Genomic DNA, 24,549 nt, shown 5'->3' on the forward strand with positions numbered 1-24,549 from the left:
GTAATGGCTCAAATCCAACAACCACAGACAATTATTCAACAAGCTCGAATTCTTTATGATGCGGGAAAGTTTCCAGAAGTTGTCTTTTTATTACAACAAGCTGCAACCGGATTTAAGAATCAGGGAGACTTCTTAAATCAAGGTATAGTATTAAGTAATCTCGCTGCAACCTTCGGACAGTTAGGACAATGGGAACAAGCAGAAGAAAATATCAATTCTAGTCTTTCCCTTCTCAAATCCCAAACTCCAACTTCCAAACAACAGCGCATACTTGCCCAAAGTCTCGATATTCAAGGACAATTACAACTAGAACGGGGTAAAATTCAAGATGCTCTAGATACTTGGATTATGTCAGCTAAAATAAACTTTGTAGAGACGTTCCGCCGAAACGTCTCTACTTTTTTAAAGCTATTGTGAATTTTTACCTGGGGGTATTTTATTTTTCAGGACTTTTCAGTATAATCACATTAGTTCTTCATGAAAATTACAATTAATTCATCTCTCTAAGGAGAAATACTTAGAAGCCTAGAAATCGCAATTACAGAAATACAGTAAATATTCCTTGTTTATATAACTAGATAACTTTCAATCTTAAATTATGAATATGCAAAAATTATCTCGTTCTGTATTATCTCTGCTTTTTACCGGACTGGTACTGTTACCCTTAACACCAGCCTACAGTGTCACCTTTCGCGCTAAAGGTAGTCCCCATAAAACCGCAGGGGGCGCAACTAGGGGAGTTTGTCAGCAGGTTGGGACTTCATCCCCACAACCAATTTTGACGGCATTGATACCAGCGACAGAAAGGGAATTAACCGCAGCGGCTTATCCCACAGTGCTGGTGAAAATATCTGAACCGGCAACTCGGAAGGCTGAGTTGACTTTATGGGATGAAGAAGGCAACGGAATTTACCAAACTGTCGTTGATTTGAATGCTACCTCCGGAATTACTAGCTTTAAAATTCCGAAAGCGGCTGAACCTTTGGCAGTTGGTAAGCGGTATAAATGGAATCTGGCTTTGATTTGTGATCCAGAGGAACGACAACGGGATATAGTTCTGGAAGGAAAATTGGAACGTGTCGAACTCAGTTCTGCTCTTAATAGTAGTCTGGCAACTGCCAGTCCTTTAGAAAAAGCTAAACTCTATGCTCAACATGGGCTTTGGTATGATACTGTAGCCACTTTAGCTGATTTGAAGCGATCGCTTCCCCAAAATACTCAAATTGGCGCTGAATGGCACGAACTTCTTCAGTCTGTTGGCTTAACTGAACTTAGCCAAGTACCTGTAGTTGATTGTTGTCAGCAGCCCAAAAATTAACAGTCCGCTGATGTGATTAAACTCAAACAGTTTCTCAATAACTGGCGAGCAGTATTGCTAATAACTCCATCAGTAGCGGGTTTCATCATTCTCATGCGGGTTCTGGGATTGTTTCAGGTGATAGATTGGGCAGCACTCGACCAGTTTTTTAAACTGCGTCCCCCAGAACCTCTAGACTCCCGCATTGTGGTAGTCACTATTGATGAAGACACAATTAGAAAAGTTGGACAATGGCCCATCCCTGATGCTGTGCTGGCGAAAATGTTGGATACAATCCGCCAACAAAAACCTGTAGCTATTGGGTTGGATTTATATCGAGATTTACCTGTACAACCTGGTAATGAAAAACTCATTGAGATTCTCAAATCTACACCAAATCTAATTGGAGTCAAAAAGGTAGTAGGAGATGGATTTGGTCCGGCAGTAAATCCCCATCCTATTTTAAATAAACTTGATCAAATAGCTGCTTCTGATTTGTTATTAGACGCTGATGGTAAAGTCCGTCGGGGTCTAATTTCTCTTGAGCCTAATTCGGGTGAGCAAGTTATGAGTTTGGGGACAAGACTATCTTTAATGTATTTGGAAAATAAAGGTATTGAGTTAAAAGAACTAGATGCTGAAAAACGTCATTATCAATTAGGAAAAGCTACTTTTATCCCTTTTGAAAAAAATGATGGTGGTTATATTCGCACCGATGATCGAGGTTATCAGATTTTATTGAATTTTAGAGGGACGCAAGAGTACTTTCAAAAATATTCAATCATGGAAGTGTTGAATGGTAAAGTACCACAGGATTGGGGACGCGATCGCATTGTTTTAATTGGCGCAACTGCGGAAAGTTTACATGATGATTTTTTCACTCCTTATAGTAGTTCTTTTAGTGCTTTTCCAGAAAGAATGCCTGGGGTAGTTATTCATGCTAATGTTATTAGTCAAATTTTGAGTGCTGCACTTGAAGAAAGACCGATGATGCGAGGTAGTCCCGAAGCAATACAATGGTTATGGATTATTTTATGGTCTTTTGTCGGTGCTATTCTCGGCTGGACATTGCGTTCTCAAAAATTTATTCATAAAAATATTTCCTATAAAGAAACAATATTAAGTTTAATAGTGGCTGGAAGTAGTTTGATTTTTGGTTCTTACCTCGTTTTTCTCCAAGGTTGGTGGATTCCAGTTGTCCCACCTTTAGTAGGTTTAGGAGGATCTGCGATCGCTATTGCTATCTACACTACTAGTTTAGAACGTCAAGATCGATACACTCTCATGGCACTGTTTAAACAGCAAGTTACCTCTCAAGTTGCTGATCAAATCTGGACATCTCGCCACAATTTGCTCCAGAAAGGGTCAATTGTCGGGCGAGAAATGACAGCAACTGTACTATTTTCAGATTTAGAGGGTTTTACCTCTATTGCTACAACCATAAGTCCTACAGCGCTGATGTCTTGGCTGAATGAATATATGCAAGCAATGGCTGATATTGTCCTGGAATATAACGGTATGGTGAATAAATTTATTGGTGATGCGGTAATGGCGCTTTTTGGTGTACCGATTGAACGCACAAGATTGACAGAAATCGCCGTTGATGCCGAAAATGCAGTAGGTTGTGCTTTAGCAATGGCCGATAAATTGCGATCGCTTAATCAACAATGGCAGTTATCAGGTAATCCCACCGTTGCTATTCGCATTGGTATTGCCACAGGAACAGTAGTTACAGGTATGTTAGGCAATGCCAAAAGAGCAGAATATACAGCCCTGGGAGACACCGTAAACATCGCATCTCGACTAGAAAGTTATGATAAATCTTTGAATTGTGGACTTTGCCGAATTTTGATTAGTGAAGAAACTTATCAACATATTAAAGATAAGTTTCCTACAAAATTTATCGGCAGTAGCCAGCTAAAAGGACGAGATCAATTAACTCAAATTTACCAAGTTCTACTTTCTTAAGTTGCTTTAACTAAGACAGAACCAGCTTCAATCTTAGCTTGATAAGTTTTCAGAGGTTTTTCCGCAGGACCTGCTTTCACCTTACCATCACCACCAAATTCTGCATCATGACAGGGACAGACAAATTGATTTTTATTTGTTTTCCACGCAACTGTACAACCTTTGTGAGTGCAAGTAGGGTTAACAGCAATTAAATTTTTTGCAGCTTTAGATGTCCCTACTACCAATACTGCACCAATGGGTGAATTCTCCGCCAATAATTGCCCAGTTTTATCTAATTCTGCAATAGTACCCACCTTTTGCCAGCCCTTATTAGCATCATTAGATCCAGAAGTAGCAGATGTGCTGGCTTGGGGAGAACAAGCAGCAAGTGCGACAGGTAAAGAACTAGCTAAACAACCCAATCCTACCCAATTGATAAACTCACGACGTTTCATTAGTTGCTTTTAGTTAATGTGTTGTTTTTCACCAATATATATTATTACTTCGATACTGTCATTATTCCTGTAACCAATTCTCTAAACTTAATTCTTCAACTCTCAATAAATCACTATCATTAGAAACGAGAGTAAAATTTTTAATAATAGCAGTCGCAGCAATTAAAATATCTTCTGTTTGGATTGGTAATCCTCTTAATCTGAGATTCGCATGAATTTCTGACGCTTTTTCTAAAATCGCTAAATCGTCTAGAAAAATAATTTGGTAATCTTGTCCAATCTTATTAAAAATTTCTGTTTGTTTAGGGGAATTAACAGCAAGTAAACCTCTTTTTATTTCAAAATAAGTAATGCAGCTAATATAAATTGGCACACCTTGAAATTTCATTACTTCTAACTTTTGCGTAATCTGCAAATTTTTCTTAATCGCAAAAGAAACAATGTTTGTATCTAATAAATAACTCAAAATACTTATTTCCGTTTAACTGCTTCATCAAAAATTGCGATTTGTTCAGGTGTTAAATCATCTAACATTCCTGACATGATTTCTGTTGACATGACAAAGCTACAATTTTCTTTTAACTTGTCATCGGATAAGTTATTGAATTGTTCTTTAGTTAAATTTTGCTGAACGATATGATATAAATGTTCAACTATTTCTCTTGGATTAAGTTCTTCTTTAAATAAAGGACGTTCTTCCATTAAAATAGTCACAATTTTCTCAATTCTGTTGAGCATGGATTCTTGTTGAAGTTCTGTTGATAACATAATATTTCTTCCTGGGAAATGTAAATGATATTCATGGATGTTATATATTGTAGCATTTTTTAGTTTTGTGATGTTTGTTCATTGCTCCAGTGTTAATTTATGAGGAATAGATTGTGTCAGACCTTGAAATTAATAGTTTAATTATTAAGTTTTATATATGATGCCGTTTTGGTTTAGTATAATATTACAGTGGGTAATGTTTACCCTGTAATTACAAATAAAACAATGCCAGCAAAGGATACTTACCATGATGCGGTTAAAAATGCTTTAATTAAGGCTGGTTGGACGATTACCGCTGATCCTTATCCGATTAAGTATGAAGAAATCAGACTTATTGCTGATTTAGCTGGTGAAAAAACGATTGCTGCGACAAAAGAAAGTGAACAAATTGTTATTGAAGTTAAAAGTTTTTTGAGTCGTTCTCCCATGCGTGAATTTGAAACAGCTTTAGGTCAATATCTGATTTATCAAACTTTTCTTTTGGTTACTCATCCTGAATATAAAGTATTTTTAGCCATCAGTAAAAATATTTATGAAAAGTTTTTTGAACAAGTTGCTATTCAACTGATTTTACAAAAATATCAAGTTTCACTATTAGTTATTGATATTAATCAAGAGGTGGTTATCAAATGGACAAGCTAACTCATTATCAAAACTTAATCAAACAAATTTTAACTGAATATGAAAAAATCTCATCACAAGTAATTGATCCTGATATAGATGAAGTGTTAATGTTTGATGATCAAAGAAGTCAATATCTTTGGTTTAATATTGGTTGGAAAAATGATAAACGAGTAAAAACAATTTCTGTTTATATTCGCATTAAAAATGAGAAAATTTACATTGAGGAAGATTGGACTGAAGAGGGAATAGCTACAGACTTATTAAGAGAAGGTGTACCCAAAGAAGATATTGTTTTAGCTTTTTATGATCCAGAAACTCGGAAATTGACTGAGTTTGCTTTTGCTTAATTCTCTTTTTAAAATGATGCAAATAAGTTAGTGTCTGTTCTCAAATTTATAACAGAAAGTATCAAGCCTCTACCTGTGTGTTATAATTTTCCTAATCTGTGTTAACAGGAGGATCACAATGAGCTTAGTCATTTCCGAAGATATTGTCCAAGCAAGTGGATTATCAGAAAAGGAATTAGTGTTAGAGTTGATTATTCTATTATTTCAAAGGAAAAAAATTAGTATCGGTAAAGCATCCCAACTTGCTAAAATGCCTTTACTGCAATTTCAAAATGAATTAGCTATCAGAAACATTAATATTCATTATGATGAAACTGATTTAGATGTTGATTTAAAAAACTTGGGAATTATCTAAAATTTATGATCATAGTTAGCAATACTTCACCTATTACTAATCTATCAGCTATAGGAAAAATCCAATTATTAGAACAACTTTATGGAGAAATCATCATATCATCAGCCGTTTTTCAAGAATTAACACAATGGGGAGAGTCAATACCAGGAGCAAAAGAAGTCAAAACTTATGACTGGATTATTGTAAAACCTGTTAATAATCTTACTTTAGTACAATCTCTAAAAAACAAATTGGACGAAGGGGAATCTTCGGTAATAGCTTTAGCATTAGAATTAAATGCAGATTTGCTAATTATAGATGAACAATTAGGCAGACAAACAGCAACAGAATATAACTTAAAGATAACAGGTATTTTAGGAATTTTAATTGACGCAAAACGTCAGAAATTAATTCCCTTAGTTAAACCTATTCTTGATGATTTAATTAATACAGCTAAATTTTGGGTTAGTCCCTCTCTTTATAATCGTATTTTATCAATTGTTGGTGAATGATAATAGGTAACAGGTAAAAACTTCCATACTAAAAAAGAGCTATAAACAATTTTCTTTTATGAAAAAGTTCTGATAATTTAGCGTAGTCTTTACTAATTTCAGTATTGAACTTTAATATTTTATTTATATCATTTTCGTCATTTTCACCATTAATAATTACCTTCATTTTATTATGTATGATTTTTTGCAAGGAGAACCAAAGCTTGTCATCAACTAATGAAAAAATATCAGTTTCGGGATCAAAAATATATTGTAATTCTTGAGTAAAATCTTTATCTATTTGTTCTAGTTCAGTTCCACTAATGGATATATCTAATTCTACACTTTCAAAATATTTGTCTCTATACTCTTTTGCGTTTTTTTCAGTTCCTTTAAACAACTCTTTCAAGCATTTGTAAATACTATCTAAAGAAAAAGGTGATGTTTCTTCATTAAATTCTGAAACAAATTTTTCTGAGAAAATCGTTATTGTGTAAAATTGAATAGTTTGCGACATAATTTACCCTTTCCATACCTGTTTTATATAATTAACAAGAGATTCCATATCACTCATTTTTGACAAACCTTGAATTAATTTTTGCACCTGTTCCCGATCATAATAGTCAATGTCTACCTGACCTCGGTAAGCATTTTTAAATCTTTCTAACTCTTGTCTAGCTGTATTTGTGATCAAATTAATGGGAAATACATAATTATAACCACTTGGTTTTCCTTCTCTTTCCCATCTTTTTTCTACTTCTTTAATTGCTGACTTCAAATAAGTTAAATCAATTTCACCACTAAGATCGTGGGAAGATTTGCATTCCCAGATGTAATTTCCCTGTTTAAAAACTTTAGATTGCATATTTAGTACATGAATTATTAAATTGATTTATCTCGTAACTTTTCTAAAATGAGCTTTAACTATACAATTAGCACCTGCTTTACTCACTCTAGAATGTTCTTTAACCACTGTAATCCTTCCTTCTAACAAATCTTTCATCAAATTGTTTGCCCTTTCTGAAAGAATAACAAAATCAGCGGCTGGTTCATTATCAAGTAAATCATCTTTATAATCTTCACCAGCAATCATACCGAAATCTTTCATTAAGTCTTTGATAAGAGACTTAAAATTAGCATCTATAACTTTTCCTTTATCAAAAGCATTTAGATTTACAAACTCAGGAATAGATTTTAATGCTTGAGAAAAAGCATTTTTAACTGACGCAATTGAGTCACTCAAATTAAAACTGGGCATAAGATTAGATTTGTAAAAATTTCCATTCTGTTTATGCGGTTATCTTAATAAACAAAGTCTCATTAAAGCAATGCCTATGTAATGATTCTTAATCACTTTTAGTCAATACATTTTTTAATGCTATATAAATAGTCACAAATGCTTTGTATTATCTTAATTATGTAAAAATCGCAATCTTTTTATCCGATTTTTGCATAGTTACCCAAATTCCGTAACCTACTATACGAATTGTTATGAAAAATCACACTAACGTAACAACATCGAAACAGTTACACCACCAACCAGGAAACTACTAACAGTTATTTCCCCAAAGTGGCAAGTACAAAACCGATAAGAACACGGATACACAGTTAATTAAGTCCTGTTCCCCAAAAAAAGCCCATGACAGAAGCAGCAACTACCACCGAAAAACTTAATAAATTCGAGAAATTCAAAGCTGAAAAAGACGGACTTGCAGTTAAAAACGAAATAGAAAACTTTGCCCAAATAGGTTGGGAAGCAATGGACGAAAACGACCTCAACCATCGCCTAAAATGGTTAGGTGTATTCTTCCGTCCAGTCACTCCCGGTAAATTCATGATGCGGATGCGTTTACCTAACGGTATTCTCACCAGCAATCAAATGTCTGCCTTAGCAGAAGTGGTACAGCGTTACGGTGAAAATGGCAGCGCTGATATTACCACCAGACAGAATATACAACTACGCGGGATCAATATTGAAGATATCCCAGATATCTTTAACAAATTTCACAAAGTGGGATTGACTACCATCCAATCCGGGATGGATAACATCCGTAATATTACAGGTGATCCTGTAGCGGGTTTGGATGCTGACGAATTTTATGATACCAGGGAATTAGTGCAGCAAATCCAAGATATGCTCACTAATAGCGGTGAAGGTAATCCAGAATTTAGCAATCTTCCCCGTAAATTTAATATTGCAATTACCGGCGGAAGAGATAATTCAGTTCACGCAGAAATTAACGATTTAGCCTTTATTCCCGCTTTTTGGGGAAATGAAGATCAATCCCCAATATTTGGTTTTAACGTCATTGTCGGCGGCTTATTTTCTGCAAAACGTTGTGAAGCTGCTATTCCTCTCAATGTCTGGGTATCTCCGGCAGAAGTTGTATCATTATGTAAGGTCATTGTTGAGATTTTCCGAAATCATGGGCTACGCGCAAATAGACTAAAAGCCCGGTTAATGTGGTTACTTGATGAATGGGGGATAGAAAAATTCCGCGCAGAAGTAGAAAACCGTTTTGGAAAATCATTATTACCCGCAGTAGCTAAAGATGAAATTGACTGGGAAAAACGAGATCATGTGGGGATATATCAACAAAAACAACCTGGATTTAACTACGCAGGTTTAAATATTCCCGTCGGACGATTGTATGCTGATGATATGTTTGAAATTGCCCGATTAGCCGAAGTTTACGGAAGTGGAGAAATCCGATTTACCGTAGAACAAAATATCATTATCCCTAATATTCCTGATTCAGCATTAACAACATTTTTAACAGAACCATTGTTAGAAAGATTTGGAGTTAATCCTGGTTTATTAATGCGAAGCTTAGTATCCTGTACAGGCTCACAATTTTGCAACTTTGCATTAATAGAAACCAAAAACCGCGCCTTAGCAATGATTAAATCATTGGAATCTGAATTAATTTTATCGCGTTCTGTGCGAATTCATTGGACAGGTTGCCCTAATTCCTGTGGACAACCCCAAGTAGCAGATATTGGCTTAATGGGAACTAAAGTTAGAAAAAATGGCAAAACCTTAGAAGGAGTTGACATTTACATGGGTGGTAAAGTTGGAAAAGATGCACATTTAGGAACTTGTGTGCAAAAAAGCATTGCTTGTGAAGACTTGCAACCAATATTACGAGATTTACTTATTCAGAACTTTGGCGCAAAACTTAGGGAACAAGCCTTAATTTCTCATTAAATTAATCGCCAAAATCCAGACATAACTGCAAACCAAAATTAAAACTGATTAAGAGTTTCCTATGAGCAATATTTCCCGCCGAAAATTTATTATTACCTCCAGTGTTGCAGCAGCAACTTCTATCTTGGTACACGGTTGTTCCTCTAGTAACTCTAATTCAGCAACAACAGATAGTTCTGCTTCTTCAAATACTAAACTTGCTAACAATTCCACAGTTAGTAATGCCCCTAAAGTTGAAACAACCAAAGCCAAATTTGGATTTATTGCCCTTACCGATGCTGCACCTTTAATTATTGCTCAAGAGAAAGGTTTCTTTGCTAAATATGGCATGACTGATGTTGAAGTCAGCAAACAAAAATCCTGGCCAGTCACTCGTGATAACTTGAAAATTGGCTCATCTGGTGGTGGTATTGATGGCGCACATATTCTTACCCCCATGCCCTATCTTTTGACCATGAATGATAAAGTACCAATGTATCTTTTGGCGCGATTAAATATCAATGGTCAAGCCATTTCAGTTGCTGAAAAATTCAAAGATTTAAAAGTTGGTTTACAAAGTAAATCACTAAAAGAAGCTGTAAATAAAGCTAAAGCTGATAAAAAATCCATCAAAGTTGCCATGACTTTTCCCGGTGGTACTCATGATTTATGGATGCGCTATTGGTTAGCTGCTGGTGGTATTAATCCTGATCAAGATGTCATTTTGGAAGCTGTACCACCAGCGCAAATGGTAGCAAATATGAAAGTTGGGACTGTTGATGCTTTTTGTGTAGGAGAACCTTGGAACGCTCAATTAGTTAGCCAAAAATTAGGTTATACAGCTTTAACAACAGGTGAATTATGGAATGATCATCCAGAAAAAGCCTTTGCGATGCGTAAAGATTGGGTTGATAAAAATCCCAATTCTACACAAGCATTATTAATGGCAATTATGGAAGCACAACAATGGTGTGATCAGGCAGAAAATAAAGAAGAAATGTGTAAAATCTGCGCTGATAGAAAATACTTTAATGTTGCTGTGACTGATATTTTAGAGCGGGCTAAAGGTAATATTGATTATGGTGATGGACGCAAGGAACAAAACTTTGCATATCGCATGAAATATTGGGAAGATAATGCTTCCTATCCCTATAAGAGTCATGATACTTGGTTTTTAACTGAAGAAATTCGTTGGGGTTATTTACCTAAAGATACGAAAGTGAAGGAAATTGTTGATCAAGTAAATAGAGAAGATTTATGGAAACAAGCTGCTAAGGCTTTGGGTGTAGCTGCTGCGGAAATTCCAGCTAGTTCTTCTCGTGGTGTGGAAACGTTTTTTGATGGTGTGAAATTTGATCCTGAAAAACCAGAGGAATATTTAAAGAGTTTGCAAATTAAGAAGGTGTAAGTAGTAGGGGTAATTCATGAATTACCCCTACCCATTACCTTTGGTGTATTTATTCAATTTTTAAGTCTCACGCAAAGGCGCAAAGACGCAAAGAAGAGAAGGAAAAGAGATTTTTAATATTTTACTTAGGAGAACTAAATGGCTGCTATTGCTGGAAGTCGTAGGGTTGGTAGTAAACAACGAAAGGTTATTAATAAGTTTTTGATCAATAAGGTTCTACCGCCGCTGTTTGGATTGGTTGTTTTTCTGGTGTTGTGGGAATTAATTTGTTTAATTCCTAGTTTTCAATTACCGGGTCCGATAGAAACAATTCGGGAAACTTTTGATCCTTTTATTCTTCATCCTTTTTTTGATAATGGTGGCAGTGATAAGGGTTTAGGTTGGCAAATATTGACCAGTTTAGGACGGGTTGCTTTAGGGTTTTCTTTAGCAGCAGTTGTAGGAGTGATTTTAGGAATATTAATTGGTTCTAATACTTTTTTGTATAATGCTGTAGATCCGATTTTTCAGGTATTAAGAACTATTCCGCCTTTGGCTTGGTTGCCCATTTCTTTAGCAGCGTTTCAACAAGCTAATCCTTCGGCAATTTTCGTAATTTTTATTACTTCGATTTGGCCGATTGTAATTAATACAACTGTGGGTGTACAAAATATTCCCCAAGATTATGTAAATGTGGCTCGTGTTTTGCGGTTGCGGAAGGGAAATTATTTCTTGAAGATTGTGTTTCCGGCAACTGTTCCTTATATTTTTACGGGTTTAAGAATTGGTATTGGTTTATCTTGGTTGGCAATTGTCGCGGCGGAAATGTTGGTTGGTGGTGTGGGTATTGGTTCGTTTATTTGGGATGCCTATAATACGACTACTGAAACTAATATGAGTGAGATTATTATCGCCTTGGTATATGTCGGTTTGGTGGGGTTAGTTTTAGATAGAATGGTGGCTTTTGTTGCTCAAAAGGTTGTAACTACAGAACAAAAATAATTCGTAATTATTTGAATTATCTGTTCCCATTAATATCCCCGACTTCTGACATTTATTCATAATTTAGTCACACGCTCAAAAAGAAGTCGGGGATCTACTTCCCATTACCAATTACCTATTACCATTCATAATGAAGACTTTTTTAGAAATTGATCACGTAGATAAAATATTTAACCTCCCCGATGGTGGTAAATATATTGCTTTAAAAAATATTGAATTGAAAATTGCTGAAGGTGAATTTGTTTCTTTAATTGGACATTCTGGTTGTGGTAAGTCCACTTTACTGAATATTATTGCTGGTTTAGATCGAGCTAGTATTGGTGGTGTAACTTTGGAAGATCGGGAAGTCAGAGAACCTGGTCCTGATAGGATGGTGGTTTTTCAAAATTACTCCTTACTTCCTTGGTTAACTGTACGGGAAAATATCGCTTTGGCTGTGGATGAAGTTCATCAAAATCTACCTAAAGGAGAACGTCGAGGCATCATAGAAGAACATATTGATATGGTGGGGTTGCGACGTGCTATTAACAAACGTCCCAGTGAATTATCAGGGGGAATGAAACAACGAGTTGCGATCGCCCGTGCTTTGGCTACCCGTCCCAAGTTATTATTATTAGATGAGCCTTTTGGCGCTTTGGATGCGTTGACAAGGGGGAATTTACAAGCACAATTAATGACCATCTGTAATGAACACAGAATTACCTGTGTGATGGTGACACATGATGTTGATGAAGCCTTATTATTGAGCGATCGCATTGTCATGTTAACCAATGGACCAGAAGCACACATTGGGCAAATTCTCGAAGTACCTATTCCCCGTCCTCGTCAACGTTTGGAAGTAGTTAACCATCCCAGTTACTACAACTTGCGGAATCAAATGATCTACTTCCTCAACCAACAAAAACAAGCGAAAAAACGCCAGCAACAACCCACAGCACCAGCAATTATTTCTAACAACAACTTAGAAAAAGTTCATTTAGAAATTGGCTATATTCCCCTCACCCAAGCCGCACCTTTAATAATTGCCAAAGAAAAAGGTTTCTTTGCCCAATATGGTTTAGAAGTTAACCTTAACAGCGAAAATAGCTGGAAAGACATCGCCAAAGGTGTAGCAACTCGTAGACTTGATGCAGCCCAAATGGTAGCAGGAATGCCCTTAGCAATGACATTAGGTGCAGGAGGTAAAACTGCAATTCCAATGGTTACAGCCATGACCCTTTCCCGCAATGGTAGCGCCATTACTTTCAGCAAGGAATTATTGAATAATGGGGTTAAAAACTTAGTAGAATTTCAAAAAACCATCAACGCTGACCTAGACAAAACCCACACCTTGGGAATTGTCCATTCTGCATCCATGCAAAACCTATTATTACGCTATTGGTTAGCAGCCGGTGGAATTCAACCTGATGTTGATGTCAGTTTGATGGTAATTCCACCAGAAGAAATGGTGACTTCCCTCCAAGACGGAAAAATTGACGGTTACTGTGTCGGTGAACCTTGGAACTCTCACGCAGTTGATCAAAATGTGGGTTTTATCACCGCTATCACATCAGAACTTTGGAATGGACATCCAGATAAAATATTAGGAGTCAGAGAAGATTGGGCGCAAGAAAATCCCCAAACACATCTAGCTTTAGTCAAAGCCCTATTAGCAGCTTGTGAATATTGTGATGATATTCGTAACTGGGAAGAAGTTCTCAAATTAATTTCTCAACCTAACTATATTGGAAGTAATTCCCTTAATCTTCGTCCAGCTTTAATAGATACTTACAAACAGTATGATTTCCAAAAAACCCAAACTTCCCATCAGTTTTATTTCAACAAAGCCAACTATCCAGATCGTAATGAAATGCTATGGATTTTAACCCAATTAGCCCGTTGGGGTTTAGTAGCTTTCCCAAAAAATTGGGTAGAAGTAATTGACAGAGTTTGTCGTCCAGATGTGTTTGGCGCAGCCGCAAGAGAAAGAGGCATTTTAGATATTGGTAGAGAAGAACCAATTAAATTATTTGATGGTAAAGTCTTTAATCCTTCAGAACCAATCGAATATTTAAAAAGGTTGGAAATTAAATGTCAACTTCGCGTTGAAGAAGTATTTATTTAGTAGGGGCGAAGCATTCGGGCGATAAATTATCGGTTTTTACCCAGGTCTAACTTCCGAATGCTTCGCCCTTACGGGCGATAAATTATCGGTTTTTACCCAGGTCTAACTTCCGAATGCTTCGCCCTTACGGGCGATAAATTATCGGTTTTTACCCAGGTCTAACTTCCGAATGCTTCGCCCTTACGGGCGATAAATTATCGGTTTTTACCCAGGTCTAACTTCCGAATGCTTCGCCCTTACGGGCGATAAATTATCGGTTTTTACCCAGGTCTAACTTCCGAATGCTTCGCCCTTACGGGCGATAAATTATCGGTTTTTACCCAGGTCTAACTTCCGAATGCTTCGCCCTTACGGGCGATAAATTATCGGTTTTTACCCAGGTCTAACTTCCGAATGCTTCGCCCTTACGGGCGATAAATTATCGGTTTTTACCCAGGTCTAACTTCCGAATGCTTCGCCCTTACGGGCGATAAATTATCGGTTTTTACCCAGGTCTAACTTCCGAATGCTTCGCCCTTACGGGCGATAAATTATCGGTTTTTACCCAGGTCTAACTTCCGAATGCTTCGCCCTTACGGGCGATAAATTATCGGTTTTTACCCAGGTCTAACTTCCGAATGCTTCGCCCTTACGGGCGATAAATTATCGGTTTTTACCCAGGTCTAACTTCCGAATGCTTCGCCCTTACGGGCGATAAATTATCGGTTTTTACCCAGGTCTAACTTCCGAATGCTTCGCCCTTACGGGCGATAAATTATCGGTTTTTACCCAGGTCTAACTTCCGAATGCTTCGCCCTTACGGGCGATAAATTATCGGTTTTTACCCAGGTCTAACTTCCGAATGCTTCGCCCTTACGGGCGATAAATTATCGGTTTTTACCCAGGTCTAACTTCCGAATGCTTCGCCCTTACGGGCGATAAATTATCGGTTTTTACCCAGGTCTAACTTCCGAATGCTTCGCCCTTACGGGCGATAAATTATCGGTTTTTACCCAGGTCTAACTTCCGAATGCTTCGCCCTTACGGGCGATAAATTATCGGTTTTTACCCAGGTCTAACTTCCGAATGCTTCGCCCTTACGGGCGATAAATTATCGGTTTTTACCCAGGTCTAACTTCCGAATGCTTCGCCCTTACGGGCGATAAATTATCGGTTTTTACCCAGGTCTAACTTCCGAATGCTTCGCCCTTACGGGCGATAAATTATCGGTTTTTACCCAGGTCTAACTTCCGAATGCTTCGCCCTTACGGGCGATAAATTATCGGTTTTTACCCAGGTCTAACTTCCGAATGCTTCGCCCTTACGGGCGATAAATTATCGGTTTTTACCCAGGTCTAACTTCCGAATGCTTCGCCCTTACGGGCGATAAATTATCGGTTTTTACCCAGGTCTAACTTCCGAATGCTTCGCCCTTACGGGCGATAAATTATCGGTTTTTACCCAGGTCTAACTTCCGAATGCTTCGCCCTTACGGGCGATAAATTATCGGTTTTTACCCAGGTCTAACTTCCGAATGCTTCGCCCTTACGGGCGATAAATTATCGGTTTTTACCCAGGTCTAACTTCCGAATGCTTCGCCCTTACGGGCGATAAATTATCGGTTTTTACCCAGGTCTAACTTCCGAATGCTTCGCCCTTACATCAGTCATTGATCAAGGAAACATAATAAACTCCCCATTCCCAAAAATATCATGACAACAGTAAACTTTAATAACCAAAGCCAACAATTACAAACCCAGAGAAAAGAGGACTTTTTAGTAATTGATGGTGTCAACAAAATTTATCCCACAGCCGAAGGACCCTATACAGTTCTAGATGACATTAACCTCAAAGTTCATGAAGGTGAATTTATTTGTTTAATTGGCCATTCCGGCTGTGGAAAATCAACACTCCTGAATATGGTTTCTGGATTTAATAAACCTACCAACGGTGTCGTCTGGTTGCAAGGTCAACCCATCACCGAACCAGGACCAGACCGAATGATGGTATTTCAAAACTATTGTTTATTACCTTGGTTAAATGTTTTTGATAATGTTTATTTAGGCGTTGATTCCGTATTTCCCAACAAAAGCCAAGCCGAAAAACGGGCAATAGTTAAAGAACATTTAGCAATGGTAGGACTAACAGAAGCAGCCCAAAAGAAACCCAGTCAAATATCTGGAGGAATGAAACAAAGAGTAGCCATAGCCCGTGCTTTAGCCATCCGTCCCCAACTCCTCATTTTAGATGAACCATTCGGCGCTTTAGATGCTATCACCAAAGAAGAATTACAAGAAGAACTACTACAAATTTGGTCAGATCATCAAGTCACAGTTTTAATGATAACCCATGACATTGATGAAGCCCTTTTTCTCGCCGACAAATTAGTAATGATGACCAACGGACCAGCAGCAAATATTGGCGAAGTATTAGAAATACCCTTCTCCCGTCCTCGCAACCGTCGCCGCATCATGGAAAATCCAGAATATTATCACTTGAGAAACTACGCCCTAGACTTCCTCTTTCGTCGTTGCGCTCATATTGAAGAAGAATAATTATCTCACGCAAAGGCGCAAAAATCTCTCTGCGTCTCTGCGTGAAAAAAAATCAAAATATTATGACAGAAATTACAAAAACCCTTTGTTCTTATTGCGGTGTTGGTTGCGGTTTAGAAGTTTCCCCACCAGCACAACATGGAAAAGCCACAAATCGAGATAGTGAAGGAACTCCAACTTGGCGAGTTAGAGGTGATAGATCCCATCCTTCTAGTCAAGGAATGGTATGTGTTAAAGGTGCAACTATTACCGAATCTTTAGATAAAAATAGATTGCATTATCCAATGATGCGTAATTCTTTAGATCAAGAATTTCGCCGTGTTAGTTGGGATGAAGCTTTTGATATTATTACCCAACATATTCAAACATTACGCTTAAATAATGCCACAGATTCTATCTGTATGTATGGTTCTGGACAATTTCAAACAGAAGATTATTATATTGCTCAAAAATTACTCAAAGGTTGTTTAGGAACTAATAATTTTGATGCTAATTCCCGGTTGTGTATGTCTAGTGCGGTATCTGGGTACATTCAAAGTTTTGGCGCTGATGGTCCTCCTTGCTGTTACGATGATTTAGAATTAACTGATTGTGCTTTTTTAATTGGTACGAATACAGCCGAATGTCATCCAATTGTTTTTAATAAGTTAGCGAAATATCATAAAAAAAATCGTCACGTGAAAATGGTAGTTGTTGATCCTCGTCGCACTCCTACCGCAGAAGCAGCCGATTTACATTTAGCTATTCGTCCAGGTACAGATATTGATTTGTTAAATGGGATTGCTCATTTATTGATGCGTTGGCACTACATTGATCCCTTATTTATAGATGATTGTACTAGCAATTTTCCAGCTTATGCAGAAGTAATTCGCCACTATTCTCCAGAAGTGGTAGCGAGTCGATGTGGTATTAGTATTGAAGATTTGGAAACGGCTGCTAAATATTGGGGAAAATCTAAATCTGTACTTTCTTTATGGTCAATGGGAGTTAATCAATCTTCGGAAGGTACTGCTAAAGTTAGAACTATTATTAATTTACATTTAATGACGGGACAAATAGGTAAACCTGGTGCTGGACCTTTTTCTCTTACTGGTCAACCTAATGCAATGGGTGGAAGAGAAGCGGGAGGTTTGGCGCATTTGTTACCGGGATATCGATTGGTAAAAAATGCACAACATCGAGCAGAAGTTGAGAATTTTTGGGGTTTAGAACCAGGACAAATTTCTCCTGTTCCCGGTTTAACTGCTTGGGAAATAATTACTGGTTTGGAAACTGGAAATGTAGGTTTATTATGGATTGCTGCTACTAATCCCGCTGTCAGTATGCCAGATTTAGAACGCACTAAAAAAGCTTTATTAAAATCTCCTTTTACTATTTATCAAGATGCTTATTATCCTACGGAAACATCAGCTTATGCTCATGTTTTGTTACCTGCGGCGCAGTGGGGTGAAAAAACTGGGATCATGACTAATTCTGAAAGAATGGTAACGTTGTGTTCAGCTTTTCGTGAACCACCAAGGGAAGCAAAACCAGATTGGGAAATTTTTGCAGAAGTAGGACGGCGTTTAGGTTTTAAAAAGGAATTTGCTTTTAATAATTCTGCCCAAGTTTATGCGGAATTTGTACAATTAACTCGTCAACGTCCTTGTGATATGTCTGGGTTGAGTCATGAGGTATTAAAAACACAAGGACCAATTCAATGGCCGCACCGGAAAGAGGACGCTCTTATACGGGGACTCTCTTATGCAGGGAAACGTCTTTACACTGATTTACACTTTCATACTCCAGACGGACGCGCTAAATTCGGTGCATATTATTCTAAAGGTTTAGCAGAACCACCTGATCCTAATTATCCTTTTATATTAACTACTGGTAGATTATATGGGCATTGGCACACACAGACGCGCACAGGTAGAATTGATAAAATTCGCAAAATGCACCCAGAACCGTTTATTGAAATTCATCCCCGTGATGCTGCAAAGTTGGGAATTATTGATAATCAATCGGTGGAAGTGCGATCGCGTCGTGGTATAACTAAGTTTCCTGCTAAAGTCACAAAAGCAATTGCTCCTGGTACTGTCTTTGTCCCCATGCACTGGGGTAAACTTTGGGCAGATGATGCTGAAGCTAATGCAATGACTCACTCACAAGCTTGTCCTGATTCTTTACAACCAGAATTAAAAGCTTGTGCTGTGCAATTAGTGCCTGTCTCTGTAGAAATTACTGCCAAAAACTATCAAGTTTTGTTCTCACAATGGTAAGCTGCTTAATATGCTTGCTTCCTAAACTAGGAATTATTCACTTAAGTAGGTTGGCGTTAAAAATTGTCGTTGGGATAAGGCAGGGGGCAGGGGGCAGGGGGAAAAAGGGTTTTAGCCTTGTTTACTTTTCTTTACACAGTTGAGTTTTATTTTGCCTACCTACTTAACCTAATATTAATATTCAATCATTATGATTAGGTTTTTTGATACAAAAGTCACTATGATTTAATCATTATCCAAAATATTGGATAATAAACTGTTAAATATAGGAATCCTATAATACAAATAGTCTTTCTTATCCTGTAGATGTATCTATGGGGTTTTTATTTTATTTTTGTAGTTTTTTAGTTGATTTTAAACAGGATACTTCAGATGAGTAAACTAATCAAACAATTGATAGAACTTACCAGCGATAAAAACTTCATGCACCTCATAGAAATTGTAGAGGTCATAGTTTCAAAATTGCTATCTCTACTGATGGTGATAGTAATTTTTGCGACGCTGGGAGATTTAACAATATTTATAGTTAAGGAGATACTTTCCCCAGCAGAAGGCACTTTTAGTCAGGCATTATTTAAAACTTTTGGTTTATTTCTAAATGTGCTGATTGCTTTGGAAATATTAGAAAATATTACAGGCTACCTAAAAAAGCACGTTTTACAAGTTGAATTAGTTATTGTTACTTCTCTAATTGCAATTGCTCGTAAAATTATTATTCTTGATTTAAAAGTAACTGAAGGTATAGAAATTATAGGTTTAGGTATTGCGATTCTTGCCCTATCAATTAGTTATTTTATAATTCGGACTAACAATTCCCGAAACGAACATTAAACGTAAGAATTCAGGAGTCAGGAGTCAGGAGTCAGAATGCTTATGAAATGAAGAATAGAGAGAAGTGAGATTTTATCAAAATCATCAAAGTTCACTAAAAAAGCCTTTATTCTTCTGAACCCCAGGTCTGCGTAGCGTCTTCTGTATTATCTATCCTGAATACTTACAATTAAACTAAGTTGGTTTTAATTTTATGGCAGAATTATTTGGATTTGAAGCCGATTTTGTGGATTCTCTACGTTGCATCCCTATGGAACTACGTTACAAATTAGATACTTGTGGAATTAAGCTCAGGTTGTCTGAATGGAATCAATTGACTTTAGCAGAACGTACAGCTTTGGTTGAATCTCCATGTTCCACAACAACAGAAATTCAATCTTATCAACAGTATCTCCAGCAACTAATTTTGGAACATACAGGTAAACCAGCTACCCAGTTAGTAATTGAACCTCATCCCCCTTGGTTGGATTCTACAACTATACCTATTAGCCTTCAGGAGAAATCACAAGCAATAGGTGTTACTATCACCTTATCAAAGTGGAGAATTTTAACTCCGTTACAACGGTTTGCACTGATAAAACTTAGTCTTTCAGGACATGAAAACAAAAATTTTCCCGCAGCAATGAGAGAATTTAATCTGTTTTAATGTTCTACGTTTTTCTCAACTTAAATATAGCGAACTTATACCGATATGCAGGAAAATATTCCATTGTTTTCCCTTGCTAAAAAGCTAGAAAGCTAGAAAGCTTCCCTGGTTCTGAGTTAGGAGTAAAACAACCAATATTGTACATTTGTGACTTTCTTGGTTTTGAATTTTGAATTTTGTATTTTGAATTGGAGCGAAGCGACGGTTAGTGAAGCTATAGTGTATTTAGCAATAGCTGTGGCTGTTGTTCAAACTAAGGTTAAATCTACTACCAAAAAATTTGATAGCCTAGCGTGGCGTAAGCCATAGAATTTGTTTAGACACACTCACTAACTCGATGACAGGCAACAACGCAAGACATAATGCATTTCTGCGGCTAGTGTCTAGTAATGGAGTAACTTCCGGGTCAGAATCCCGCTACTCGCTGCTTTCCACTAAAGAGATGGTCATTGGACGCGACCCCAGCTGCCAAGTTGTCTTGGATGCCATGATGTACCGGATGGTATCTCGTCGTCATGCAGTGGTTCGACCCCTTTCGTTATCTCCAGATAGCAGATTCAGCTGGGTGATTTATGATTTAAATAGCGCCAATGGAACTTTTTTAAATGGACAACTGTTACAAGGTTCTCAGGAATTGCACCAAGGCGATCGCATTTCTTTAGGTGCAGATGGACCACAATTCATTTTTGAGTATGAATTTCCCTCCCAACCAACGGTGATGTCAGCGAATCAGGGGAAGTCACTACTATCTGCTAACAATAAGCCACCCCTATCACAGCATGATTCAGTTAGCTTCACACAACTGTTTCCCATTATTTCCACTGGGAAAGATTTAACTCGGAAAGCTTACCTAGTACCGGGAATCCTGACAGTAGTATTTGTAGTCCTGATGTTTGCTACAGTAGGCAATCCCCAAGCAAATCAATTGATTGTTGGGTCTTACATCGCCTTTGCTGCTTACTATTTTGTTTACCAACTTTGCGGTAAACAGAAGCCTTGGTGGGTTCTCTTAGCTATGGGATTGAGTACAGCGCTGATTTTGCTGAGTCCTGTATTAGATTTTCTAATCTTTGTCTTTCGCGTTATTCTTCCTGGAAGTTTGCCTTCATCTCAAGAATCAATCACCTTCACAGAATTGTTGGTGCGGATGTTTTTTGGTGCTGGGTTAATGGAGGAATTACTGAAGGTATTGCCGGTATTAGGTGCTTATTTTATAGGTAACTCCTTGCCATCACCTTGGCGCGAACGGATCGGCGTTTGGGAACCTCTCGATGGGATTTTGCTGGGAACTGCTTCGGCTGTGGGTTTTACTTTGCTAGAAACTCTTGGTCAATATGTGCCTGTGATCACCCAAAATGTCACCCAACAAGATGGAATAGGTGCAGGCCAGTTGGTGGGTTTGCAACTCCTGATTCCGCGAATTTTAGGCTCTGTAGCCGGACATATGGCTTACAGTGGATACTTGGGTTATTTTATCGGGTTAGCTGTCCTCAAGCCGCTGATGAGTTGGCAAATTCTATCAGTTGGGTATTTAAGCGCTTCCGCACTCCATGCTCTTTGGAATGCTACAGGTTCAATCAATGCTTTGCTGTTGGTGGTAGTTGGGGTTTTATCTTATGCTTTTTTGATGGCGGCAATTCTGAAAGCACGAGCATTATCCCCAACGCGATCGCAAAATTTCGCAACTCGCTTTCTCGAACCAAAATAAAACAAAATAAAACATTTCTGGGGTAATTAGTGATTGATTATAGGATTTTGGATTTCTGATTGGGAATTGTATTTAATTAACTCCAATCTAAAATCTAAAATCTAAAATCTCCCCAGTCTCTGATACCGTTTCACTTTAAGTTTGATACAAATGGACAAATTTAGGATTCAGTCTGCAAGCTAGAGAGTTGTTTGAAGGCATAGCCAGCGATCGCTAAACTAACTTTTGCTTGTTCTATTTCTGATAAACTTGTCCAATCTCGATTTTCAATATTTTTGCTGACAAATACTAAGTTTTGTTGTTCGTTACTTCGCATGGCATAGGCAAAAGGACGAGCTAAAACTAGCAGATCATCTGTTCCCCAATTTGGTAGTAAAGCTTGCACACATTCTACTAGTTTATTACTAGCAGCTTGTTCTAAAGTGCTAATTTCCAAGACTTTTTCGGCGATGGCATTTAGCCAATTTGAGGGTACAAAGGCAGAAAAAGCACTATGTAATGTGGATTGAAGACGATGACAGGGTTTTTGATCATGGTCAGTTTGAGAATGGGACACTTGAGACCAAATGTCGTCTAGATGATGATAAAAATTCTCCGCTCTGGTAGTCAGGTCTTTTGCTAGTAAATCCTGACTCTCAAACTGCTGCTCTAGTTGGGAAAAATAAGCTTCTGATTCTTCATCAGCGGGATTCCAGGGATAAGTAGCATCTTCAGGTTGTAGTAGTGCTTCTAATAAATCTAAATCTACTGAAGATGGAAAAATCGAGCAGGTATCTAAACTATTGATTTTATTAATCATGTTTCACCTCACAATTAATTAATTAATTTGCCTTGTTGACAGCTACAACTTGAAGAATCAAATTTCCGCAAAAAATAATGATCGTTTCTGTATATTAAAAGTAGAGGATTGCCACCAATGCTGAGGTCAGGAATTTTCCGGTTGAAATTATTCCTTTAGGGGTTTTTAATTAAGAATTCCCATGTTTCACCTTTAGCACTGCCAAACTTTAATAGCATTCCCGATTTTAGTGGTACTTCCTCTCGGAGGATTTGTTGCCAGCCATTTGGACCTAAACACCAAGTTGTACCATAAGTTGATAAATCTTGCAGGTAGTATGTTTGCACTGATGTAGTACCAGTGAGAGTATTTCGGCATAAAATTTCGGCATGGCGTTTGGAAATATAGAGTTCAGGAATGACAATATCATTATCTTTAGTGCGACCAATACGGGTAACACCAGAACGCAATAACCAAGTTTGACCTTCTGGTGAAAGCGATCGCAATGATGCTGTGGTTTTTGGGGAACCCAGTCCAGAGATAGCAGTATCTGGTAATTCTGTAATTCCTTCATCAACACTTTTAATCAAGTCACCATTAAAATCTGGATGCAGGTAGAGAACTGGTAATGTCCAAGCCGGTTGATTGAACTTATATAGTGTTAACAGTTCTTGCCTTGCTGCTGCCATTGCTTCATCAATTGGTTTCCGCGATCGCAATGCTTCTGTAAAAGCTTGAATAAAACTGTGACTTTCTTGGTCAGCAATTTCATCCCGCATCGCTAGTACCGCAGGTACACCATGACGGATGAGTACTTCTGCTAAACTACTCGCAGCTATAACTTGTTGATTAATTGTCGCTGGTTGCGCCCCCCAGCAGGCATTAAAGACCCCCAACTTTACACCTGTACGTGTTAAAACTTGCGCTAATTCTATACCATTGAGAGTTAGATCCGACCCCAAAAATAACAAACCGCCATCTGGAGCAGGTAAACCGTGGCCAGCGAAAAAAAACACATTGTAGGTTTTGGTTTCTAACTCTTGAATTAACTGCTGTGGAGTGGGTTGCAAGAGTGTCTTCACCATACAGGGCGCGTAGGCATTTTTTCCTAATGGACTACAGTCTGACAATATTTTTTCGAGAATAGCAGCTTCTTGTTCTAATTGCAGATTGTCATCATGTCCTAAAACCAATAAGACATTTAAAGCTGGATCAGTTCGCAAATTTGGCAAAGGTTCAACTTCACTAGTAGTGCGACTGAATAAAATGTCTTGGGAAATAGATATTGCCGATTGGCCAGGTTCACGCTGCATAATTTCCCAAGGCAGAGCTATAAGATCAGGGTCACGAATTTCTAAACGAAAGCGCAACCGTTTATTTTGACCCATAGCAATACCACGACTACGTTCTAGACTACCAAGAATTGACCCATCGAATACCCAACGCCATAAACTGATGCCCAGGTATTGCATCAAACGACTACTGTAAGGACTGGTGGTTTGACCGACCACGGGTAAATTTAAATCAATGGGTAATGTATTTACTCCTGGTAATGTCGGCAATGAAACAATATCCAAGGGATTATGACCAGCAAACATCTGCTGCCATTCTTGCCAAATTTGACTAAGTTCAGTAGAAAAAACACAGTCACGCAAAACATAACCACTGGGATAGGGAGCTTTAACCACCCAAATAGCGAAGTTATCAGTGCCAGTATTTACCAGACGGGCGATCGCCAGATTCAGGCAGGACATGGATTCAAGGAACTAAACTTTAATAACAAATAATTTCCAACAAACTTAGTCCAGGCAGAAATTTTTACCCGGTAATTTTTTATTTTCTTTA

At 37.7% G+C, this 24,549-nt stretch carries 24 protein-coding genes; 16 read left to right on the forward strand and 8 right to left on the reverse strand.

All coding sequences use genetic code 11. The features are described 5' to 3' along the window. Positions 1-3 precede the first annotated feature (3 nt). The 3 genes from A9Y75_RS10535 to A9Y75_RS10545 all read left to right on the forward strand — a co-directional run bounded on the left by A9Y75_RS10535 (position 4) and on the right by A9Y75_RS10545 (position 3,265). On the forward strand, positions 4-417 hold the full coding sequence (locus A9Y75_RS10535; RefSeq protein ID WP_071189504.1) for a hypothetical protein: 414 nt from the start codon (positions 4-6) through the stop codon (positions 415-417). Positions 418-598: 181 nt separating this feature from the next. After that, on the forward strand, positions 599-1,318 hold the full coding sequence (locus tag A9Y75_RS10540; protein WP_071189505.1) for a DUF928 domain-containing protein: 720 nt from the start codon (positions 599-601) through the stop codon (positions 1,316-1,318). 12 nt (positions 1,319-1,330) lie between these two features. Further along, entirely contained in the window at positions 1,331-3,265 is a 1,935-nt protein-coding gene (locus A9Y75_RS10545) for an adenylate/guanylate cyclase domain-containing protein (RefSeq protein WP_071189506.1), read from the forward strand. Here the strand turns inward: A9Y75_RS10545 and A9Y75_RS10550 are convergent. The 3 genes from A9Y75_RS10550 to A9Y75_RS10560 all read right to left on the reverse strand — a co-directional run bounded on the left by A9Y75_RS10550 (position 3,262) and on the right by A9Y75_RS10560 (position 4,470). Next, complete coding sequence (locus A9Y75_RS10550; RefSeq protein WP_071189507.1) at positions 3,262-3,702, reverse strand: ubiquinol-cytochrome c reductase iron-sulfur subunit; 441 nt, start codon at positions 3,700-3,702, stop codon at positions 3,262-3,264. The genes A9Y75_RS10545 and A9Y75_RS10550 overlap by 4 nt on opposite strands. 61 nt (positions 3,703-3,763) lie before the next feature. Next, positions 3,764-4,168: a PIN domain-containing protein gene (locus A9Y75_RS10555; protein ID WP_071189508.1), complete on the reverse strand. Its 405-nt coding sequence runs from the start codon at positions 4,166-4,168 to the stop codon at positions 3,764-3,766. A 5-nt stretch (positions 4,169-4,173) separates the two neighbouring features. Then, positions 4,174-4,470: a hypothetical protein gene (locus tag A9Y75_RS10560; protein ID WP_071189509.1), complete on the reverse strand. Its 297-nt coding sequence runs from the start codon at positions 4,468-4,470 to the stop codon at positions 4,174-4,176. 225 nt (positions 4,471-4,695) lie between these two features. On the opposite strand from A9Y75_RS10560, the gene A9Y75_RS10565 reads away from it, so the two are divergent. The 4 genes from A9Y75_RS10565 to A9Y75_RS10580 all read left to right on the forward strand — a co-directional run bounded on the left by A9Y75_RS10565 (position 4,696) and on the right by A9Y75_RS10580 (position 6,287). Continuing rightward, a complete protein-coding gene (locus tag A9Y75_RS10565) occupies positions 4,696-5,112 on the forward strand; it encodes a XisH family protein (protein ID WP_071189510.1) in 417 nt (138 codons plus the stop codon). Beyond that, on the forward strand, positions 5,100-5,441 hold the full coding sequence (locus tag A9Y75_RS10570) for a XisI protein (protein WP_053539158.1): 342 nt from the start codon (positions 5,100-5,102) through the stop codon (positions 5,439-5,441). Before A9Y75_RS10565 ends, A9Y75_RS10570 begins: the two co-directional genes overlap by 13 nt. Before the next feature lie 118 nt (positions 5,442-5,559). Further along, a complete protein-coding gene (locus A9Y75_RS10575) occupies positions 5,560-5,796 on the forward strand; it encodes a UPF0175 family protein (RefSeq protein WP_071189511.1) in 237 nt (78 codons plus the stop codon). 5 nt (positions 5,797-5,801) lie between these two features. Then, positions 5,802-6,287 carry a DUF3368 domain-containing protein gene (locus A9Y75_RS10580; protein ID WP_071189512.1) on the forward strand — a complete coding sequence of 162 codons (486 nt, stop codon included), beginning with the start codon at positions 5,802-5,804 and terminating at the stop codon, positions 6,285-6,287. A gap of 28 nt (positions 6,288-6,315) precedes the next feature. On the opposite strand, the gene A9Y75_RS10585 is transcribed toward A9Y75_RS10580, so the two are convergent. From A9Y75_RS10585 to A9Y75_RS10595, 3 genes are read right to left on the reverse strand one after another with little or no spacing between them, the layout of a single operon-like run. Further along, positions 6,316-6,783, reverse strand: coding sequence for a hypothetical protein (locus A9Y75_RS10585; RefSeq protein ID WP_071189513.1), 468 nt, complete (start codon positions 6,781-6,783; stop codon positions 6,316-6,318). A 3-nt stretch (positions 6,784-6,786) separates the two neighbouring features. After that, positions 6,787-7,131: a hypothetical protein gene (locus A9Y75_RS10590; protein WP_071189514.1), complete on the reverse strand. Its 345-nt coding sequence runs from the start codon at positions 7,129-7,131 to the stop codon at positions 6,787-6,789. A 27-nt stretch (positions 7,132-7,158) separates the two neighbouring features. Then, positions 7,159-7,524, reverse strand: coding sequence for a hypothetical protein (locus A9Y75_RS10595; protein WP_071189515.1), 366 nt, complete (start codon positions 7,522-7,524; stop codon positions 7,159-7,161). Positions 7,525-7,905: 381 nt separating this feature from the next. Between A9Y75_RS10595 and A9Y75_RS10600 the strand changes: the two genes are divergently transcribed. From A9Y75_RS10600 to A9Y75_RS10640, 9 genes are all read left to right on the forward strand, one after another. Further along, complete coding sequence (locus A9Y75_RS10600) at positions 7,906-9,474, forward strand: ferredoxin--nitrite reductase (protein ID WP_071189516.1); 1,569 nt, start codon at positions 7,906-7,908, stop codon at positions 9,472-9,474. Between the two features lie 61 nt (positions 9,475-9,535). Next, positions 9,536-10,861, forward strand: a complete 1,326-nt coding sequence (locus tag A9Y75_RS10605) for a CmpA/NrtA family ABC transporter substrate-binding protein (protein ID WP_071189517.1) — start codon at positions 9,536-9,538, stop codon at positions 10,859-10,861. Positions 10,862-10,999: 138 nt separating this feature from the next. Next, on the forward strand, positions 11,000-11,842 hold the full coding sequence (gene ntrB, locus A9Y75_RS10610; RefSeq protein WP_071189518.1) for a nitrate ABC transporter permease: 843 nt from the start codon (positions 11,000-11,002) through the stop codon (positions 11,840-11,842). Between the two features lie 130 nt (positions 11,843-11,972). After that, entirely contained in the window at positions 11,973-13,946 is a 1,974-nt protein-coding gene (locus A9Y75_RS10615) for a nitrate ABC transporter ATP-binding protein (protein WP_071189519.1), read from the forward strand. A gap of 1,691 nt (positions 13,947-15,637) precedes the next feature. Continuing rightward, positions 15,638-16,480, forward strand: a complete 843-nt coding sequence (locus A9Y75_RS10620; protein WP_071189520.1) for a nitrate ABC transporter ATP-binding protein — start codon at positions 15,638-15,640, stop codon at positions 16,478-16,480. Between the two features lie 62 nt (positions 16,481-16,542). Then, on the forward strand, positions 16,543-18,741 hold the full coding sequence (locus A9Y75_RS10625; RefSeq protein WP_071189680.1) for a nitrate reductase: 2,199 nt from the start codon (positions 16,543-16,545) through the stop codon (positions 18,739-18,741). 372 nt (positions 18,742-19,113) lie between these two features. Next, the gene (locus A9Y75_RS10630) at positions 19,114-19,572 is read left to right on the forward strand and encodes a phosphate-starvation-inducible PsiE family protein (RefSeq protein ID WP_071189521.1); all 459 of its coding nucleotides are present in this window, start codon (positions 19,114-19,116) and stop codon (positions 19,570-19,572) included. Between the two features lie 193 nt (positions 19,573-19,765). After that, a complete protein-coding gene (locus A9Y75_RS10635) occupies positions 19,766-20,218 on the forward strand; it encodes a nitrate reductase associated protein (protein ID WP_071189522.1) in 453 nt (150 codons plus the stop codon). A gap of 337 nt (positions 20,219-20,555) precedes the next feature. Then, complete coding sequence (locus A9Y75_RS10640) at positions 20,556-21,926, forward strand: PrsW family glutamic-type intramembrane protease (RefSeq protein WP_071189523.1); 1,371 nt, start codon at positions 20,556-20,558, stop codon at positions 21,924-21,926. A 160-nt stretch (positions 21,927-22,086) separates the two neighbouring features. Here A9Y75_RS10640 and A9Y75_RS10645 read toward each other — a convergent pair whose 3' ends face one another. Both A9Y75_RS10645 and A9Y75_RS10650 read right to left on the reverse strand, forming a co-directional pair. Beyond that, a complete protein-coding gene (locus tag A9Y75_RS10645; protein ID WP_071189524.1) occupies positions 22,087-22,725 on the reverse strand; it encodes a hypothetical protein in 639 nt (212 codons plus the stop codon). A gap of 155 nt (positions 22,726-22,880) precedes the next feature. Continuing rightward, positions 22,881-24,458, reverse strand: a complete 1,578-nt coding sequence (locus A9Y75_RS10650) for a CHAT domain-containing protein (RefSeq protein ID WP_071189525.1) — start codon at positions 24,456-24,458, stop codon at positions 22,881-22,883. Positions 24,459-24,549 lie beyond the last annotated feature (91 nt).

Origin of the sequence: Trichormus sp. NMC-1 (assembly GCF_001858025.1) — a bacterium.
Classification (GTDB): Bacteria; Cyanobacteriota; Cyanobacteriia; order Cyanobacteriales; family Nostocaceae; genus Anabaena.

Excerpts from the sequence above, each read along its gene's own strand:
- A9Y75_RS10535 (WP_071189504.1), top strand. The coding sequence starts at position 4 with ATGGCTCAAATCCAACAACCACAGACAATTATTCAACAAGCTCGAATT.
- A9Y75_RS10540 (WP_071189505.1), top strand. The coding sequence starts at position 599 with ATGAATATGCAAAAATTATCTCGTTCTGTATTATCTCTGCTTTTTACC.
- A9Y75_RS10550 (WP_071189507.1), bottom strand. The coding sequence starts at position 3,702 with ATGAAACGTCGTGAGTTTATCAATTGGGTAGGATTGGGTTGTTTAGCT.
- A9Y75_RS10560 (WP_071189509.1), bottom strand. The coding sequence starts at position 4,470 with ATGTTATCAACAGAACTTCAACAAGAATCCATGCTCAACAGAATTGAG.
- A9Y75_RS10565 (WP_071189510.1), top strand. The coding sequence starts at position 4,696 with ATGCCAGCAAAGGATACTTACCATGATGCGGTTAAAAATGCTTTAATT.
- A9Y75_RS10570 (WP_053539158.1), top strand. The coding sequence starts at position 5,100 with ATGGACAAGCTAACTCATTATCAAAACTTAATCAAACAAATTTTAACT.
- A9Y75_RS10575 (WP_071189511.1), top strand. The coding sequence starts at position 5,560 with ATGAGCTTAGTCATTTCCGAAGATATTGTCCAAGCAAGTGGATTATCA.
- A9Y75_RS10580 (WP_071189512.1), top strand. The coding sequence starts at position 5,802 with ATGATCATAGTTAGCAATACTTCACCTATTACTAATCTATCAGCTATA.
- A9Y75_RS10585 (WP_071189513.1), bottom strand. The coding sequence starts at position 6,783 with ATGTCGCAAACTATTCAATTTTACACAATAACGATTTTCTCAGAAAAA.
- A9Y75_RS10590 (WP_071189514.1), bottom strand. The coding sequence starts at position 7,131 with ATGCAATCTAAAGTTTTTAAACAGGGAAATTACATCTGGGAATGCAAA.
- A9Y75_RS10595 (WP_071189515.1), bottom strand. The coding sequence starts at position 7,524 with ATGCCCAGTTTTAATTTGAGTGACTCAATTGCGTCAGTTAAAAATGCT.
- A9Y75_RS10600 (WP_071189516.1), top strand. The coding sequence starts at position 7,906 with ATGACAGAAGCAGCAACTACCACCGAAAAACTTAATAAATTCGAGAAA.
- A9Y75_RS10605 (WP_071189517.1), top strand. The coding sequence starts at position 9,536 with ATGAGCAATATTTCCCGCCGAAAATTTATTATTACCTCCAGTGTTGCA.
- ntrB (WP_071189518.1), top strand. The coding sequence starts at position 11,000 with ATGGCTGCTATTGCTGGAAGTCGTAGGGTTGGTAGTAAACAACGAAAG.
- A9Y75_RS10615 (WP_071189519.1), top strand. The coding sequence starts at position 11,973 with ATGAAGACTTTTTTAGAAATTGATCACGTAGATAAAATATTTAACCTC.
- A9Y75_RS10620 (WP_071189520.1), top strand. The coding sequence starts at position 15,638 with ATGACAACAGTAAACTTTAATAACCAAAGCCAACAATTACAAACCCAG.
- A9Y75_RS10625 (WP_071189680.1), top strand. The coding sequence starts at position 16,543 with ATGACAGAAATTACAAAAACCCTTTGTTCTTATTGCGGTGTTGGTTGC.
- A9Y75_RS10630 (WP_071189521.1), top strand. The coding sequence starts at position 19,114 with ATGAGTAAACTAATCAAACAATTGATAGAACTTACCAGCGATAAAAAC.
- A9Y75_RS10635 (WP_071189522.1), top strand. The coding sequence starts at position 19,766 with ATGGCAGAATTATTTGGATTTGAAGCCGATTTTGTGGATTCTCTACGT.
- A9Y75_RS10640 (WP_071189523.1), top strand. The coding sequence starts at position 20,556 with ATGACAGGCAACAACGCAAGACATAATGCATTTCTGCGGCTAGTGTCT.
- A9Y75_RS10645 (WP_071189524.1), bottom strand. The coding sequence starts at position 22,725 with ATGATTAATAAAATCAATAGTTTAGATACCTGCTCGATTTTTCCATCT.
- A9Y75_RS10650 (WP_071189525.1), bottom strand. The coding sequence starts at position 24,458 with ATGTCCTGCCTGAATCTGGCGATCGCCCGTCTGGTAAATACTGGCACT.